13 protein-coding genes and 2 tRNA genes are annotated in these 15,772 nt (G+C 70.8%); all 15 read left to right on the forward strand.

Annotated elements, in window-relative coordinates:
* The first annotated feature begins 84 nt into the window (after nt 1-84).
* Nucleotides 85-1,212, forward strand: a complete 1,128-nt coding sequence (gene asd, locus ACPOLB_RS21325) for an aspartate-semialdehyde dehydrogenase (protein ID WP_425258054.1) — start codon at nt 85-87, stop codon at nt 1,210-1,212.
* A 237-nt stretch (nt 1,213-1,449) separates the two neighbouring features.
* Nucleotides 1,450-4,056, forward strand: coding sequence for a FimV/HubP family polar landmark protein (locus tag ACPOLB_RS21330; RefSeq protein WP_425258055.1), 2,607 nt, complete (start codon nt 1,450-1,452; stop codon nt 4,054-4,056).
* On the forward strand, nt 4,049-4,852 hold the full coding sequence (truA, locus tag ACPOLB_RS21335) for a tRNA pseudouridine(38-40) synthase TruA (RefSeq protein WP_425258056.1): 804 nt from the start codon (nt 4,049-4,051) through the stop codon (nt 4,850-4,852). The genes ACPOLB_RS21330 and truA overlap by 8 nt, the downstream gene beginning before the upstream one ends.
* Before the next feature lie 18 nt (nt 4,853-4,870).
* Nucleotides 4,871-5,509: a phosphoribosylanthranilate isomerase gene (locus ACPOLB_RS21340; protein WP_425258057.1), complete on the forward strand. Its 639-nt coding sequence runs from the start codon at nt 4,871-4,873 to the stop codon at nt 5,507-5,509.
* A gap of 21 nt (nt 5,510-5,530) precedes the next feature.
* Entirely contained in the window at nt 5,531-6,784 is a 1,254-nt protein-coding gene (gene trpB / locus ACPOLB_RS21345) for a tryptophan synthase subunit beta (RefSeq protein ID WP_425258058.1), read from the forward strand.
* On the forward strand, nt 6,781-7,602 hold the full coding sequence (gene trpA / locus ACPOLB_RS21350) for a tryptophan synthase subunit alpha (protein ID WP_425258059.1): 822 nt from the start codon (nt 6,781-6,783) through the stop codon (nt 7,600-7,602). Before trpB ends, trpA begins: the two co-directional genes overlap by 4 nt.
* 4 nt (nt 7,603-7,606) lie before the next feature.
* On the forward strand, nt 7,607-8,479 hold the full coding sequence (accD, locus tag ACPOLB_RS21355; protein ID WP_425258060.1) for an acetyl-CoA carboxylase, carboxyltransferase subunit beta: 873 nt from the start codon (nt 7,607-7,609) through the stop codon (nt 8,477-8,479).
* A 135-nt stretch (nt 8,480-8,614) separates the two neighbouring features.
* On the forward strand, nt 8,615-9,889 hold the full coding sequence (gene folC / locus ACPOLB_RS21360) for a bifunctional tetrahydrofolate synthase/dihydrofolate synthase (protein WP_425258061.1): 1,275 nt from the start codon (nt 8,615-8,617) through the stop codon (nt 9,887-9,889).
* A gap of 14 nt (nt 9,890-9,903) precedes the next feature.
* Complete coding sequence (locus tag ACPOLB_RS21365) at nt 9,904-10,719, forward strand: SPOR domain-containing protein (protein ID WP_425258062.1); 816 nt, start codon at nt 9,904-9,906, stop codon at nt 10,717-10,719.
* Between the two features lie 7 nt (nt 10,720-10,726).
* On the forward strand, nt 10,727-11,233 hold the full coding sequence (locus ACPOLB_RS21370; RefSeq protein ID WP_425258063.1) for a CvpA family protein: 507 nt from the start codon (nt 10,727-10,729) through the stop codon (nt 11,231-11,233).
* A 13-nt stretch (nt 11,234-11,246) separates the two neighbouring features.
* A complete protein-coding gene (gene purF / locus ACPOLB_RS21375; RefSeq protein WP_425258064.1) occupies nt 11,247-12,764 on the forward strand; it encodes an amidophosphoribosyltransferase in 1,518 nt (505 codons plus the stop codon).
* Nucleotides 12,761-13,960: an O-succinylhomoserine sulfhydrylase gene (locus tag ACPOLB_RS21380; RefSeq protein WP_425258065.1), complete on the forward strand. Its 1,200-nt coding sequence runs from the start codon at nt 12,761-12,763 to the stop codon at nt 13,958-13,960. The genes purF and ACPOLB_RS21380 overlap by 4 nt, the downstream gene beginning before the upstream one ends.
* Nucleotides 13,957-15,396, forward strand: a complete 1,440-nt coding sequence (gene gltX / locus ACPOLB_RS21385) for a glutamate--tRNA ligase (protein WP_425258066.1) — start codon at nt 13,957-13,959, stop codon at nt 15,394-15,396. Before ACPOLB_RS21380 ends, gltX begins: the two co-directional genes overlap by 4 nt.
* Before the next feature lie 67 nt (nt 15,397-15,463).
* Nucleotides 15,464-15,539, forward strand: a tRNA-Ala gene (locus ACPOLB_RS21390).
* Nucleotides 15,540-15,588: 49 nt separating this feature from the next.
* A tRNA-Glu gene (locus ACPOLB_RS21395) sits at nt 15,589-15,664 on the forward strand.
* Nucleotides 15,665-15,772 lie beyond the last annotated feature (108 nt).

A 15,772-nucleotide genomic window follows, 5' to 3' on the forward strand; every position in this document is an offset into this window, starting at 1 on the left:
CGGATCGTCTCGCCCCCACTCCTGGACCCCGGCGAAGCGAGCCGGGGCACCCAGGGGTCCGGACAACGGAAAGGCAAGACTGACATGGCACTCGTAGGACTGGTCGGCTGGCGCGGCATGGTGGGCTCCGTGCTCATGGACCGCATGACGGCCGAAGGCGACTTCGCGCACATCGAACCGCTGTTCTTCAGCACCAGCAACGCCGGCGGCGCCGCACCCGCGCAGGCGAAGAACGAAACCCGGCTGCAGGACGCGCACGACATCGCGGCGCTCCAGCGCTGCGACATCGTCATCACCGCACAGGGTGGCGACTACACCACCGCCGTCTACCCGAAGCTCCGTGCGGCGGGCTGGAACGGCCACTGGATCGACGCCGCCAGCACGCTGCGCATGCAGAGCGATGCCGTGATCGTGCTCGACCCGGTGAACCTGCCGGTGATCCGGAAGTCGCTGGCCGCCGGTGGCCGCAACTGGATCGGCGGCAACTGCACCGTCAGCTGCATGCTGATGGGGGTGGGCGCGCTGTACAAGGCCGGCCTCGTGGAGTGGATGAGCACGCAGACCTACCAGGCGGCCAGCGGCGGCGGCGCGCAGCACATGCGCGAGCTGCTCACGCAGTACGGAACGCTGAACGCCAGCGTGAAGCACCTGCTCGACGACCCGAAGAGCGCCATCCTGGAGATTGACCGCCAGGTCATCGCGACGCAGCGCGCGCTGTCGGCCGAGGAAACGGCGAACTTCGGTGTGCCGCTGGGCGGCTCGCTCATTCCCTGGATCGACAAGGACCTCGGCAACGGAATGTCGAAGGAAGAGTGGAAGGGCATGGCCGAGACCAACAAGATCCTCGGCCAGGGCGAGGGCTTCGGCAGCCCGGCCGTGCCGGTGGACGGCTTCTGCGTGCGCGTGGGCGCGATGCGCTGCCACAGCCAGGCGCTGACCTTCAAGCTGAAGAAGGACGTGCCGCTGGCCGACATCGAGGCCATGATCGCCGCCGACAACGCCTGGGTGAAGCTGGTGCCCAACACCCGCGAAGCCACGCTGCGCGACCTGACCCCTGTGGCCGTGACGGGCACGATGACCATCCCGGTCGGCCGTGTGCGCAAGCTGGCGATGGGCCCCGAATATGTCGGCGCCTTCACCATCGGCGACCAGCTGCTGTGGGGCGCTGCCGAGCCGCTGCGGCGCATGCTGCGCATCCTGATCGAGCAGTGAAACCCGCCAACGGGCGTTGCCCGTTGGCAACAAGAAGAAACTGGCAGGGAAACAAAGCATTTCTCGCGCGAACGTCAATGTTTGCGTGAGCTTGTCTGCCTATATGCTTGATACCATTGTAATTTCCATGGTTACCGGCTGAACGAATCCGAGCAATCGGACTGCATTTCGGGCCAAGGAAACTCAGGCTGGGCGGGGCGTTGCGACGGACCCCGCCGTACGTTTTTGGGAGACGCCTTGAAACACCGTTCGACGAATGCCGCGCGCTTTGCGCTGACCGGGGTGGCGCTGGCCGCCAGTTGCCTGTGGGGTGCGCAGGCCTGGGCGCTGGGGCTGGGGCGTCTGAACGTGCAGTCGGCGCTGGGCGAAACCCTGCGTGCCGAGATCGACGTCACCAGCATGACGCCCGAAGAGGCGTCGACGCTGCGCCTGCGCATCGCGCCGGCCGAGGCCTACCGCGCTGCCGGCGTCGAGTTCAACCCGGTGCTGACGTCGGCCCAGGTCGAACTGCAGCGCCGCCCCGATGGCCGCCAGGTGCTGCGCCTGACCAGCGACCGCGCGGTGCTCGAGCCCTTCGTCGACGTGATCCTCGAAGCGAGCTGGTCCACGGGTCGCCTGGTGCGCGAATACACCATGCTGTTCGACCCGCCGGGGGCGCGCAGCGCGCAGGCTCCGGCAGCGCCGCAGACCGCGCCGATCCTGTCCCCGGCCCCGGCGCCTTCGCCGGCCCCTGCCGGCGCCGTGGCCCAGCCCGTGCGCCCCGCGCCGGCGCCGGCGCCCGCGGCCGTGGTCCCGCCGGCGCCCGCACCGGTGGCCCGGGCGGCCACGCCGGCCCCGGCCTCCGCACCCGCGCCGGCACCGGCCGCCGCTGCCGGCCCCGACGAGATCACCGTGCGTCCGGGCGACTCGCTCAGCCGCCTGGCGTCCCGCGTGCAGCGCCCGGGCGTGTCGCTCGACCAGATGCTGGTGTCGATGTTCCGCGGCAATCCGCAGGCCTTCATCGGCGACAACATGAACCGGCTGAAGTCCGGGGTCGTGCTCAGCGTGCCGTCGGCCGAGGCAGCCGGCAGGATCAGCGGCCAGGAAGCCCGCGAGGTGATCCAGGCGCAGAGTGCCGACTTCAACGCCTTCCGCCAGCGCCTGGCCGCCGGCACCACGGCCACGGCCGACGAGGCGCCCGCGCGCCAGGCCGCCGGCAAGGTGCAGGCCAGCGTGGACGACCGCAAGCAGGCCGCCGCCGCCACGCCCGACAAGCTGACGCTGTCGCAGGGTGGCGTGAAGGCCGCCGCCCCCGAGGCCCAGGTGTCCAAGGAGACCGAGCGCAAGGATGCGAGCACGCGCCTGGCCGAGCTGTCGCGCAACGTCGACGAACTGAAGAAGCTGCAAGGCGCCACGGCACCGGCCGCCGCTCCCAAGCCGGCGGCGACGCCGGCCGCGGCTGCACCGGCGCCTGCACCGGCCCCTGCTCCCGCTCCGGCGCCCACGCCCGCCATCAGCGTGCCGGCGACGCCGCCGGTGGTCACGGCGGCCGCCTCGGCGGCTCCGGCCCCCGTTGCGGCACCGGCCTCGGCGCCCGCCCCGGCGCCGGCCCCGAAGCCCGCGCCAAAGCCAGCCGCGCTGCCGGCGCCCGTGCCCGAGGAGCCCGGCTTCCTGGCGTCGCTGCTGGAGAACCCGCTGGTGCTGCCCGGCGCCGGCGTGCTGATCGCGCTCATCGCCGGCCTCGGCGTGTACCGCCTGCGCGGCCGCATGAAGAAGGGCGGCGGCGAGACCTCGTTCCTGGAAAGCCGGCTGCAGCCCGATTCGTTCTTCGGCGCCAGCGGCGGCCAGCGCATCGACACGCGCGAGCCGTCGTCGGCGAACAGCTCGATGTCGTCGATGAGCTACTCGCTGAGCCAGCTCGACGCGATCGGCGACGTCGATCCGGTGGCCGAGGCCGACGTCTATCTGGCCTACGGCCGCGACCTGCAGGCCGAAGAGATCCTGAAGGAAGCGATGCGGGCCACGCCGGAGCGCATGGCCATCCGCGTCAAGCTGCTCGAGGTCTACCTGAAGCGCCGCGACACGAAGGGCTTCGAACTGCTGGCGACGCAGGTGTACTCGCTCACCGGCGGCACGGGCGAAGACTGGGCCAAGGCACAGGAACTCGGCCGCCAGATCGACCCCGAGAACCCGCTGTACCAGCCCGGCGGCCAGCCGGAACTGGAAGTGGGCCCCGGCGGCAAGGTCATCGAGCCGCTGGACGCAACGACGATGCCGCACACGGCCAAGCCCTCGGTGCCGGCTTTCATGCCGGCCGCCGACGCGACGCTGGACGCCGGCCCCGAGAGCGGCAACGTCGACCTCGACCTCGACCTGGACCTCGGCGGCGCCACCGGCCCCGCGCCGACGCCGGCCGAGACCACGCAGACCCTGGGCACCTCGGCCGAACCGCCGGCCGACGACGGCCTGGACTTCGACCTGCTCGCGCCGCCTCCGGCACCGGCCCCGCCGGCGCCGGCACCCGCGCCGGTGCCTGCGGCCGAAGTGGTGCCCGATGTTGCGTCGCTGGACTTCGATCTCGGCGATCTCAACCTGGATGCGCCGCCGCCTCCGCCCGCACCCGCCCCGTCGGCTGCGGCACCGGCCCTGGACTTCAACGACTTCGGTCTCGACGACGACGCCGGCCCGGTGACGATGCCGCCGCCGGTGGACGGCGACCCGCTCGAGCGCAAGCTGGAGCTGGCCGAGGAGTTCCGCCAGATCGGCGACCTGGAAGGCGCGCGCGATCTGCTGGAAGAAGTCATCGCCAAGGCCGACGGCGCGCTGAAGAGCAAGGCCCAGGGCATGCTGGCAGGACTTGGCTGACCCTGCCGCCGGCGGCCGCCTCGCGCTGGGCATCGCCTACCGCGGCGGCGCGTACCACGGCTGGCAGTCCCAGCCCGACGGGCAGACGGTGCAGGACGCGCTCGAGCGCGCCCTCGCGGCCTTCGCCGCCGTGCCTGTCGCCACCGTCTGCGCCGGCCGCACCGATGCCGGCGTGCACGCGCTGAACCAGGTCGTGCACATCGACGCGCCGGTGCAGCGCGACCCGTTCTCGTGGGTGCGCGGCACCAATCGCTTCCTGCCGTCCGACGTGGCCGTGCAGTGGTGCCAGCCCGTGGACGCGCGCTTCCACGCCCGCAACAGCGCGCACGGCCGCCGCTACCGCTTCATCGTGCGCGAGTCGCCGGTGCGGCCGGCGCTGGAGACCGGGCTGGTCGGCTGGGTGTTCCGGCCGCTCGATGTGCACGCGATGCGCAGCGCCGCCGCCGCGCTGGTGGGCACGCACGACTTCACGTCGTTCCGCGCCGCCGGCTGCCAGGCGGCGACGCCGGTCAAGACGCTGCATGCCGTGGCCATCAGCCGCCAGGGCGCCTACTGGCGCTTCGACTTCGACGGCAGCGCCTTCCTGCACCACATGGTGCGCAACATCGTCGGCTGCCTCGTGGCCGTCGGCAGTGGCCGCGAGCCGCCGGGCTGGATGGCCGAGGTGCTGGCCGCGAGGAGCCGCGACGCCGCCGCGCCCACGTTCCCGCCCGACGGCCTGTACTTCCTGGGGCCGTACTACGATGCGGTGCATGGGATCCCCGAACACACCGCTGCGTCCGACTGGCTGCCCTGAGGGGCCCGAGGGGCGCCCGTGAGCCGCACCCGCATCAAGATCTGCGGCCTCACGCGCGAGGCCGACGTCGACGACGCCATCGACGCCGGAGCCGATGCGCTGGGCTTCGTGCTCTACGACAAGAGCGCCCGCGCGGTGACGCTGGCGCGCGCCGCCGAACTGGCAGCGCGCCTGCCGCCCTTCGTGACGCCGGTGCTGCTGTTCGTCAACGCCAGCCCGGCGGTGCTGCGTCAGGCGGTCGAGGCGCTGCCGCAGGCGCTGCTGCAGTTCCACGGCGACGAGACGCCGGCGCAATGCGAAGCCCCGGGCCACCCCTGGATACGCGCCGCGCGCATGGCGCCTGGGGTCGATTTGCTAGACTTCGGTCAGCGCTTCTCTGGCGCACAGGCCCTGCTGCTCGACACCCATGTCGAGACCTACGGCGGGAGCGGGAAGGTCTTCGATTGGTCACTGATTCCACCAAGCGTGCCCCTTCCGGTCGTTTTGTCTGGTGGGTTGAGTCCTGCCAACGTGACCGATGGGGTGCTTCGCGTCCGGCCCTGGGCCGTTGACGTGAGCTCCGGCGTGGAGCAGAGCAAGGGCGTCAAGAACGCCGCTCTGATGCGCCGGTTCTGCAAGGCGGTGCGCGAGGCGGACGACGCCATCGCCGCGCTCTGACATCCAAGGACCCTGTCTCCCATGCTGAACTACCAACAACCCGACGCCCGCGGGCACTTCGGGCCGTACGGCGGCACCTTCGTCGCCGAGACGCTGATCCACGCGCTGCACGAACTGGAAGCGGCGTACGCACGCTACCGCGACGACCCGGCGTTCCAGGCCGAGTTCCGCAGCGAGCTGAAGCACTTCGTCGGCCGGCCGAGCCCGATCTACCACGCCGCGCGCACCAGCCGCGAACTCGGCGGCGCGCAGATCTACCTCAAGCGCGAGGACCTCAACCACACCGGCGCGCACAAGATCAACAACGTCATCGGCCAGGCGATGCTGGCGCGCCGCATGGGCAAGCCGCGCATCATCGCCGAGACCGGCGCGGGCCAGCACGGCGTGGCCACGGCCACGATCTGCGCACGGTACGGCCTGGAGTGCGTGGTCTACATGGGCAGCGAAGACGTGAAGCGCCAGAGCCCCAACGTCTACCGCATGCACCTGCTGGGCGCGAAGGTGGTGCCGGTGGAAGCCGGCAGCAAGACGCTGAAGGATGCCCTGAACGAGGCGCTGCGCGACTGGGTCACCAACGTCGAGAACACGTTCTACATCATCGGCACCGTGGCGGGCCCGCACCCCTACCCGATGATGGTGCGCGACTTCCAGAGCGTGATCGGCGAGGAATGCCTGGTGCAGATGCCCGAGATGCTCGGCGCGGGCCGGCAGCCCGACGCGGTGATCGCCTGTGTCGGCGGCGGCAGCAACGCGATGGGCATCTTCTACCCGTACATCGCGCAGGCCGGCACACGGCTGATCGGCGTCGAGGCCGCCGGGCAGGGCCTGGCCAGCGGCAAGCACGCCGCCAGCCTGTCGGCCGGATCGCCCGGCGTGCTCCACGGCAACCGCACCTACCTGCTGCAGGACGCCAACGGCCAGATCACCGAGACGCACAGCATCAGCGCCGGCCTGGACTACCCCGGCGTCGGCCCCGAGCACGCGTACCTGAAGGACATCGGCCGTGCCGAGTACGTCGGCATCACCGACGACGAGGCGCTGGCGGCCTTCCACCACCTGTGCCGCAACGAAGGCATCATCCCGGCGCTGGAATCCAGCCACGCCTACGCCTACGCGATGCAGTTGGCGCGCACGATGCGCCCGGACCAGTCCATCCTGGTGAACCTCTCGGGCCGCGGCGACAAGGACATCGGCACCGTCGCCGACCTGTCGGGTGCCGACTTCTACTGCCGTCCGTCGTGCCGCGGGCAGGCCGTGAAGGGGGGCGCGCAATGAGCCGCATCGCCGCCACCTTCGCCGCGCTGCAGGCCGCGCGCCGGCAGGCGCTGATCCCCTACATCTGCTGCGGCGATCCGTTCCCCGACGCCACGCCGGCCGTGATGCAGGCCCTCGCCAACGGCGGCGCCGACGTCATCGAGCTCGGCGTGCCCTTCAGCGACCCGATGGCCGACGGCCCGGTGATCCAGAAGGCCAGTGAGCGCGCACTCGCGCGCGGCATCGGGCTGCCGCAGGTGCTGGACGCGGTGCGCGCCTTTCGCGCCGGCAATTCCAGCACGCCCGTGGTGCTGATGGGCTACGCCAACCCGATCGAGCGCTACGACCAGCGCGCAGGCGCGGGCGCCTTCATCCGCGACGCGGCGGCCGCCGGCGTCGACGGCGTGCTCGTGGTCGACTACCCGCCCGAGGAATGCGAGACCTTCGCCGCGCAGCTGAAGGCCGCGGGCCTGGACCTGATCTTCCTGCTGGCGCCCACCAGCACCGACACCCGCATCGCCGCCGTCGGCCGCATCGCCAGCGGCTATGTGTACTATGTGTCGCTCAAGGGCGTGACCGGCGCCGGCCACCTCGACACCGCGGCCGTGGCAGCGATGCTGCCGCGCATCCGGGCGCACGTGCAGGTGCCGGTGGGCGTGGGCTTCGGCATCCGCGACGCCGCCACGGCGCAGGCGCTGGGCAAGGTGGCCGACGCAATCGTCATCGGCTCGCGCCTGGTGCAGATCCTGGAAGTCGAGACCCGCGACAATGTGGCCGCTGCGGCCCGGGCCTTCATGGCCGAGATCCGCAACGCGCTCGATGCACATCTGAAGGAGTGAAGCCATGAGCTGGCTTGAGAAGCTGCTGCCGCCGAAGATCCAGCAAACCGATCCCGCCGAGCGGCGCACGGTGCCGGAAGGGCTGTGGATCAAGTGCCCATCGTGCGAGACGGTGCTCTACAAGACCGACCTGGAGCAGAACGTCAACGTCTGCCCCAAGTGCGACCACCACCACCGCATCGGTGCGCGTGAGCGCCTGAACGCCTTCCTCGATGCCGAAGGCCGGTGGGAAATCGGCCAGGAAGTGCTGCCGGTAGACGCACTCAAGTTCAAGGACAGCAAGAAGTACCCCGAGCGCCTGAAGGCGGCGCTGGAAACCACCGGCGAGACCGATGCGCTCGTGGTGATGGGCGGCGCGGTGATGAGCGTGCCGCTGGTGGCCGCCTGCTTCGAGTTCGACTTCATGGGCGGCTCGATGGGCTCGGTGGTCGGCGAGCGCTTCGTGCGCGGCGTCGAGGCCGCCGTCGAGCAGAAGGTGCCCTTCGTCAGCTTCACCGCCACGGGCGGCGCGCGCATGCAGGAAGGCCTGCTCAGCCTGCTGCAGATGGCCAAGACCAACGCCGCGCTGACCCGCCTGGCCAAGGCCGGCCTGCCTTACGTCAGCGTGCTGACCGACCCCACGATGGGCGGCGTGTCGGCCAGCTTCGCCTTCGTCGGCGACATCGTCATCGCCGAGCCGAAGGCGCTGATCGGCTTCGCCGGCCCGCGCGTGATCGAGAACACCGTGCGCGAGAAGCTGCCCGAAGGGTTCCAGCGCAGCGAGTTCCTGATCACCAAGGGCGCGCTCGACATGATCGTCGACCGCCGCCAGCTGCGTCCCACGATCGCGCGGGCCCTGGCGATGCTGCAGCGGCAGAGCGCCGACGCGGTCGCATAGAGCCCCCACGCTCCCTCTGGGTCGGTTAACGCGCCCCCACGCTCCCTCTCGGTGGCGGTCCCCCGAAGGGGCTCTTGCTGCGGACCGGCGGAGCCGGGCCGCGCAAGCGGCTTGATCCCCACTTCTCCGACCGTGATGACTCTGGACGACTGGCTCGCGCACTGCGAGCGCATGCACCCGACCTCGATGGACCTGTCGCTGGAGCGCACGGTCGAGGTCAAGAACCGTCTGGGCCTGCGTTTCCAGGTGCCGGTCGTGGTGGTGGCCGGCACCAACGGCAAGGGCTCGACCTGCGCGATGCTGGAGAGCATCGCGCTGCAGGCCGGCTACCGCGTGGGCACCTACCAGAAGCCCGAGCTCGTGCACTTCACCGAGCGCTGCCGGGTCGGCGGCGCGCCGGTGTCGGCCGACGCGCTGGTGCCGCACTTCGAGGCCGTGGAGGCCGCGCGCGGCGAGATCACGCTGACCAAGTTCGAGTTCACCACGCTGGCCATCGCACGGCTGCTGTCGCTGGCGCCGCTGGACCTGGTGATCCTGGAAGTGGGTCTGGGCGGCCGCTACGACGCCGTCAACGCCTTCGACGCCGACTGCACCATCATCACCAGCATCGCGCTCGACCACACCGAGTGGCTCGGCCCCGACCGCGAAAGCATCGGCGCCGAGAAGGCGCAGGTCATGCGCACCGGCCGTCCCGCCATCGTCAGCGACCCCGAGCCGCCGCAGAGCGTGATCGACCACGCGCGCGAGATCGGCGCCGACCTCTGGCTCGTCGGCCGCGACTTCAACCACGCCGGTGACCGCCAGCAGTGGGGCTGGAGCGGCCGCGGCCGCCGCTACAACGGGCTGGCCTACCCGGCGCTGCGCGGCGCGAACCAGTTGCTGAATGCGGCCGGCGTGCTGGCGGCCTTCGAGGCGCTGCGGCCGGTGCTGCCGGTAACGGCGCAGGCCATCCGCACCGGCCTGGCGCTGGTGGAGTTGCCGGGCCGCTTCCAGATCGTGCCGGGCCAGCCGACGCTGGTGCTGGACGTGGCGCACAACCCGCAGTCGGTGGCGGCGCTGGCGCTGAACCTGGACGCGATGGGCTTCTACCCGCGCACCCATGCCGTGCTGGGCATGATGCGCGACAAGGACATCGCCGGCGCCCTGGCGCGCATCCGGCCGCTGGTGGACCACTGGCACGTGTGCGACCTGCCCAGCGCCCGTGCCGCGAAGGCCGAGGAACTGCAGGCCGCGGTGCAGGCCGGCGGCGCCGCCGACACGCACTGCCACGCGACACCGGCCGAAGCACTGGCGGCCGCGGCGGCCGCGGCAGACCCAGCCGATAGAATCGTGGTCTTCGGTTCGTTCTTCACCGTGGGCGGCGTGCTCCAGCACGGCCTGCCCCGCCTGACGGCCCGCCACCTCGGCTGACCGCTCCTGCCTCCATGCCCCTGCCGTCGTTCCTGCAACGCAAAGACAAGTCCGCACCCCAGCGCCGCGCCGCGCCGGCCGCTGCGGCCGGCAATGCCGACGAAGGCGGTCCGGTGCAGGAAGCCCGCATCCGGGCGCGTCGCCGCCTCATCGGCGCCGCGGTGCTGCTGCTGGTGGGCGTGGTCGGCTTTCCGCTGCTGTTCGAGACCGAACCGCGCCCCGTGGCCGTCGACATCCCGATCGAGACGGCGCGCAAGGGCAGCGGCGGCGTGGTGCAGAGCCTGCCGGTGACGCCGCCGGCCGACGAGCCCCGGCCCGTGGCCGCATCGCCCGCGCCGGCCGCCACGTCCAGTTCGGTGACCGAGGCACCGCAGGAGGCGGTCGAGCCCGCCCCGGCTGCACCGAAGGCAGTGCCGCCCGTGCAGGCAGCGCCCGAGGCCAGGCCCGCAGCCCCTGCGGCCCGGCCGCCAGCCAGCGCGGCAGCACCCAAGCCTGCCACCACCGATGCGCAGCGCGCGCGTGCGCTGCTGGACGACAAGCCCGCCGCACCCGCCGCGCCGGCCACCCCGGCAGTGCCGCCCCCGGCCGCTGCGTCGAAGGACAGCCGCTACGTCGTGCAGGTCGGCGCCTACACCGACAGCGCCGCGCTGCGGGAGGCGCGCCAGAAGGTCGAGAAGCTCGGGCTGAAGACCTACACCCAGGTCATCGAGACCGACGCCGGCAAGCGCACCCGCGTGCGCATCGGCCCGTTCGCCACGCGCGAGGAAGCCGACCGTGCCGGCGCCCGGCTGAAGGCCGCGGGGCTGCCCGCCGCCATCCTCACGTTGTGAGGCTCCGGTGACCGCGCCTGCCGGCATCGGCTGGATCGACTGGACCCTGCTGGCGGTGCTGCTGCTGTCGGTGCTGGTCGGCCTGTGGCGCGGGGTGGTGTTCGAGCTGATGTCGCTGGCGGGCTGGATCGTGGCCTGGTTCGCCGCACAGTGGTTCGCGGCCGACGTCGCGCCCTACCTGCCCGTGGGCACGCCGGGCTCGGCGCTCAACCATGCGGCAGCGTTCACGCTGTGTTTCGTCGGCGCCCTCGTCGCCTGGGGGCTGCTGTCGCGGCTGATCCGGATGCTGGTGCACGCGACGCCGCTGTCCATTCCCGACCGTGCGCTCGGCGCCGGCTTCGGCCTGTTGCGCGGCATGGTGCTGCTGCTGGCGCTCGCCACCGTGGTGGCACTGACGCCGGCCGCGGCATCGGCGGGCTGGCGGGAGTCGCGCGGCGCAATGTGGCTCAATACGACCTTGCACGGGCTCAAGCCCGTGCTGCCCGAGCAGGTGGCCAAGCGCCTGCCTGCCTGAAAGGACTCCACCCATGTGCGGCATCGTCGGTGTCATCGCCCGGACACCTGTCAACCAGCTGATCTACGACGCCCTGCTGCTGCTGCAGCACCGCGGGCAGGACGCCGCGGGCATCGTCACGATGCAGGGCACCAAGTGCTTCATGCACAAGGCGCGCGGCATGGTGCGCGACGTCTTCCGCACGCGCAACATGCGCGGCCTGCCGGGCAACGTGGGGCTGGGCCAGGTGCGCTATCCGACGGCCGGCAACGCCTACAGCGAGGAAGAGGCGCAGCCGTTCTACGTCAACGCGCCCTTCGGCATCGTGCTGGTGCACAACGGCAACCTGACGAATGCGCCGGTGCTGAAGGCCGAGCTGTTCGAGATCGACCGCCGCCACATCAACACCGAGAGCGACACCGAGGTGCTGATCAACATCCTCGCGCACGAGCTCGAGAAGGCGGCGCGCAACCTGCCGCTGACGCCGGCCGAGATCTTCCGTGCCGTGGGCGCGGTGCACCGGCGGCTGAAGGGTTCGTATGCGGTGGTGGCGCTGATCGCGGGCCACGGGCTGCTGGCGTTTCGCGACCCGCACGGCATCCGGCCGCTCAGCATGGGCGCCGGCCCCGACGGCGAGGTCATGCTCGCCAGCGAGAGCGTGGCCATCGAGGGCAGCGGCTTCAAGGTGCAGCGCGACATCGCGCCCGGCGAGGCCGTGTTCATCGACGAGCAGGGCACGGTGCACACCCACCAGTGCGCGGCCACGCCGACGCTGCACCCGTGCATCTTCGAGTTCGTGTATCTCGCGCGGCCCGACTCGGTGATGGACGGCATCTCGGTCTACCAGGCGCGGCTGAACCTGGGCGAGACGCTGGCGCAGCGCCTGATCTCGACCATGCCGCCCAGCGACGTGGACGTCGTGATCCCGATCCCCGAGAGCAGCCGCCCGAGCGCGATGCAGCTGGCGCACAAGATCGGCAAGCCCTACCGCGAGGGCTTCGTGAAGAACCGCTACGTCGGCCGCACGTTCATCATGCCCGGGCAGGCCGTGCGCAAGAAGAGCGTGCGCCAGAAGCTCAACGCCATCGGCGTGGAGTTCAAGGGCCGCAATGTGCTCCTGGTGGACGACAGCATCGTGCGCGGCACCACCAGCAAGGAGATCGTGCAGATGGCGCGCGAGGCCGGCGCCAACAAGGTCTACATGGCCAGCGCCGCGCCACCGGTGCGCTTCCCGAACGTGTACGGCATCGACATGCCGACCAAGGAAGAGCTGATCGCGCACGGCCGCAGCATCGAGGAGATCCGCCAGTTCATCGGCGCCGACGCGCTGATCTACCAGGACGTGGACGCGATGAAGCGCGTCATCGGCGCGCTGAATCCGAAGATCAGCAGCTTCGAGGCCAGCTGCTTCGACGGCCACTACATCACCGGCGACGTGAGCGCCGGCGACTTCGCCGCGATGGAGGCGCAGCGCAAGCTGCAGTTCGACGAAGAGGACGAGAACAACCGCTCACGGCTGGCGCTGCAGAGCGCCTCCGAGGACCGCACATGATCCCCAGGACCGATCTGCCGGCCGACCTGCGGCTGGACACGCTGGCCGTGCGCGAGGGCCTGCCGCCCACGCAATGGGGCGAGAACTCCGAGGCGCTGTTCCTCACCAGTTCGTTCGTGCACCCCGACGCGGCCACCGCGGCGCGGCGCTTCGCCAACGAGGAGGACGCCTTCGTCTACAGCCGCTTCAGCAACCCCACCGTCACGATGATGGAACGCCGCCTGGCGGCGCTGGAAGGCATGGGCGGCTGCATCGGCACGTCCAGCGGCATGTCGGCGATCCTGATGCTGATCCTGGGCCTGCTGAAGGCCGGCGACCACGTGGTGTGCTCGCAGAGCGTCTTCGGCTCGACGATCAAGCTGTTCCAGGACTTCGCGAAGTTCGGCATCAACACCAGCTTCGTGTCGCAGACCGAGCCTGCGGCGTGGCGCGCGGCGATGACACCGGCGACCCGGCTGCTGTTCGCCGAGTCGCCCACCAACCCGCTGACCGAGGTCTGCGACATCGCGGCGCTGGCGGAGATCGCCCAAGCCGGCGGCGCGCTGCTGGCGGTGGACAACTGCTTCTGCAGCCCCGCGCTGCAGCGGCCCGTGACGCTGGGCGCCGACCTCGTCATCCATTCGGGCACCAAGTACCTGGACGGGCAGGGGCGTGTCATCGCCGGCGCCGTGTGCGGCCCCGAGGACCTGATCGCGTCGAAGTTCGTGCCGGTGATGCGCAGCGCGGGCATGAGCCTGTCGCCCTTCAACGCCTGGGTCGTGCTGAAGGGCATGGAGACGCTGGGCGTGCGCATGCAGGCGCAGAGCGCGCGTGCGCTGCAACTCGCGCACTGGCTGCAGGAGCAGCCGGCTGTCGAGCACGTCTACTACCCCGGCCTGCCGTCGCACCCGCAGCATGCGCTGGCGATGGCGCAGCAGTCGGGCAGCGGCGGCGCCGTGGTGTCGTTCCTGGTGCGCGGGGGGCGCGAGGGCGCGTTCCGCGTCATCGACGGCACCCGCGTGTGCTCCATCACGGCCAATCTCGGCGACACGAAGACCACGATCACGCACCCGTCGAGCACCTCGCACGGGCGGCTCAGCGAGGCGCAGCGCCTGGCCGCGGGCATCCGGCAAGGGCTGGTGCGGGTGGCCGTGGGCCTGGACGACATCAACGACATCCAGGCCGACCTGCTGCACGGCCTGCAGGCACCGGCATGAACGACACCATCGGCAACAGCACCACCGTCCGCACGCGCATCGCGCCGTCGCCCACCGGCTTCCTGCACCTGGGCACGGCGCGCACCGCGCTGTACTCGTGGGCCTATGCACGCCACTTTGGCGGCCAGTTCGTGCTGCGCATCGAGGACACCGACGTCGCGCGCTCGACGCAGGACTCGGTGCAGCAGATCCTCGAGTCGATGCACTGGCTGGGCCTGACCTACGACGAAGGCCCCATCTACCAGATGCAGCGCCTGGAGCGCTACCACGCGGTGGTCGCGCAGATGATCGCCGCCGGCACCGCCTACCGTTGCTACTGCACGCCCGAGGAGCTCGACGCGATGCGCGAGGCCCAGCGCGCGCGCGGCGAGAAGACGCGCTACGACGGCCGTTGGCGCCCCGCGCCGGGCAAGGTGCTGCCGCCTGTGCCGGCCGGCGTGCAGCCGGTGGTGCGCTTCGCGAACCCGGAGCACGGTGTCGTCACCTGGGACGATCTGGTGAAGGGGCCGATCAGCATCAGCAACCAGGAGATCGACGACCTCATCATCCTGCGCCCGGCGCCCGAAGGCGCGCCGGCGGGGACGCTGGGCGTGCCCACCTACAACTTCGCCGTCGTCGTCGACGACTGGGACATGCGCATCACGCACGTCTTCCGGGGCGACGAGCACATCAACAACACGCCCTGGCAGATCAACATCTTCCGCGCGCTGGGCGCGCCGCTGCCGCAGTTCGGCCACTGCCCCATCATCCTCGGCGACGACGGCCTGAAGCTCAGCAAGCGCCGCGGCGCCGTCAGCGTCACCGCCTACCAGGAGGCGGGCTACCTCCCCGAGGCGATGCTGAACTACCTGGCGCGCCTGGGCTGGAGCCACGGCGACACCGAGCTGTTCACGGTCGACCAGATGGTGCAGTGGTTCGATGGCACGCACCTGGCGAAGAGCCCGGCGCAATGGGACCCGGCCAAGCTGGCGTGGGTGAACGCCCACTACATCAAGCAGGCCGACGACACGCGCCTTGCCGGCCTCGTGCAGCAGCAGCTGGCGTCGCGCGGCGTGCAGGCCGCCGACCTGGACATGCTGACGCGCGCGGCGACCCTGTTCAAGGACCGCTGCAGCACGGTGGTCGAGCTCGCCGACTGGACCGAGATGCTGTTCGTGCCGGTGGCTGCGGGCGCCGAAGACCTGCAGACCCACGTCACCGATGCCGTGAAGCCGGCGCTGCGCACGCTGCGCGACGGCCTGGCCGAAGCGCCTTGGGACAAGGCGGGCATCGCGGCCGCGATGAAGGCCGCGCTGGCCGCGCACCAGCTGAAGATGCCGCAGCTCGCGCCCGCCGTGCGCGTGCTGGTGTGCGGCCGCGCGCAGACGCCGTCGGTCGATGCGGTGCTGGCGCTGTTCGCACGCGAAACCGTGCTGCAGCGCTTGCAATCCGTTTGAGAGTTGCGCTAAACTGTGAGGCTCGCTTGAACGGCGTTTGGGCTTTGGGTCACACCAAAAACCGCACGGGGGTATAGCTCAGCTGGGAGAGCGCTTGCATGGCATGCAAGAGGTCAGCGGTTCGATCCCGCTTACCTCCACCAAACAAGCGCCGTTCAGGATGTAGAGTTCGGTCACACGAACAAGGTTTTTGTCCCCTTCGTCTAGAGGCCTAGGACACCACCCTTTCACGGTGATTACAGGGGTTCGAATCCCCTAGGGGACGCCAAGACAACCCCGGTTCTGACTGCAGCATGCAGCCCAGAGCCGGGGTTTTCTCATTCCGGTTCCCCACGCTGCAGGCACCCGCCGGAGCGCGCCTGTCTGCCGGTGTTGA

It is taken from the genome of Rubrivivax soli (genome assembly GCF_049810355.1).
GTDB lineage: Bacteria > Pseudomonadota > Gammaproteobacteria > Burkholderiales > Burkholderiaceae_C > Rubrivivax.

Excerpts from the sequence above, each read along its gene's own strand:
- asd (WP_425258054.1), top strand. The coding sequence starts at position 85 with ATGGCACTCGTAGGACTGGTCGGCTGGCGCGGCATGGTGGGCTCCGTG.
- trpB (WP_425258058.1), top strand. The coding sequence starts at position 5,531 with ATGCTGAACTACCAACAACCCGACGCCCGCGGGCACTTCGGGCCGTAC.
- trpA (WP_425258059.1), top strand. The coding sequence starts at position 6,781 with ATGAGCCGCATCGCCGCCACCTTCGCCGCGCTGCAGGCCGCGCGCCGG.
- accD (WP_425258060.1), top strand. The coding sequence starts at position 7,607 with ATGAGCTGGCTTGAGAAGCTGCTGCCGCCGAAGATCCAGCAAACCGAT.
- folC (WP_425258061.1), top strand. The coding sequence starts at position 8,615 with ATGACTCTGGACGACTGGCTCGCGCACTGCGAGCGCATGCACCCGACC.
- ACPOLB_RS21365 (WP_425258062.1), top strand. The coding sequence starts at position 9,904 with ATGCCCCTGCCGTCGTTCCTGCAACGCAAAGACAAGTCCGCACCCCAG.
- purF (WP_425258064.1), top strand. The coding sequence starts at position 11,247 with ATGTGCGGCATCGTCGGTGTCATCGCCCGGACACCTGTCAACCAGCTG.
- ACPOLB_RS21380 (WP_425258065.1), top strand. The coding sequence starts at position 12,761 with ATGATCCCCAGGACCGATCTGCCGGCCGACCTGCGGCTGGACACGCTG.
- gltX (WP_425258066.1), top strand. The coding sequence starts at position 13,957 with ATGAACGACACCATCGGCAACAGCACCACCGTCCGCACGCGCATCGCG.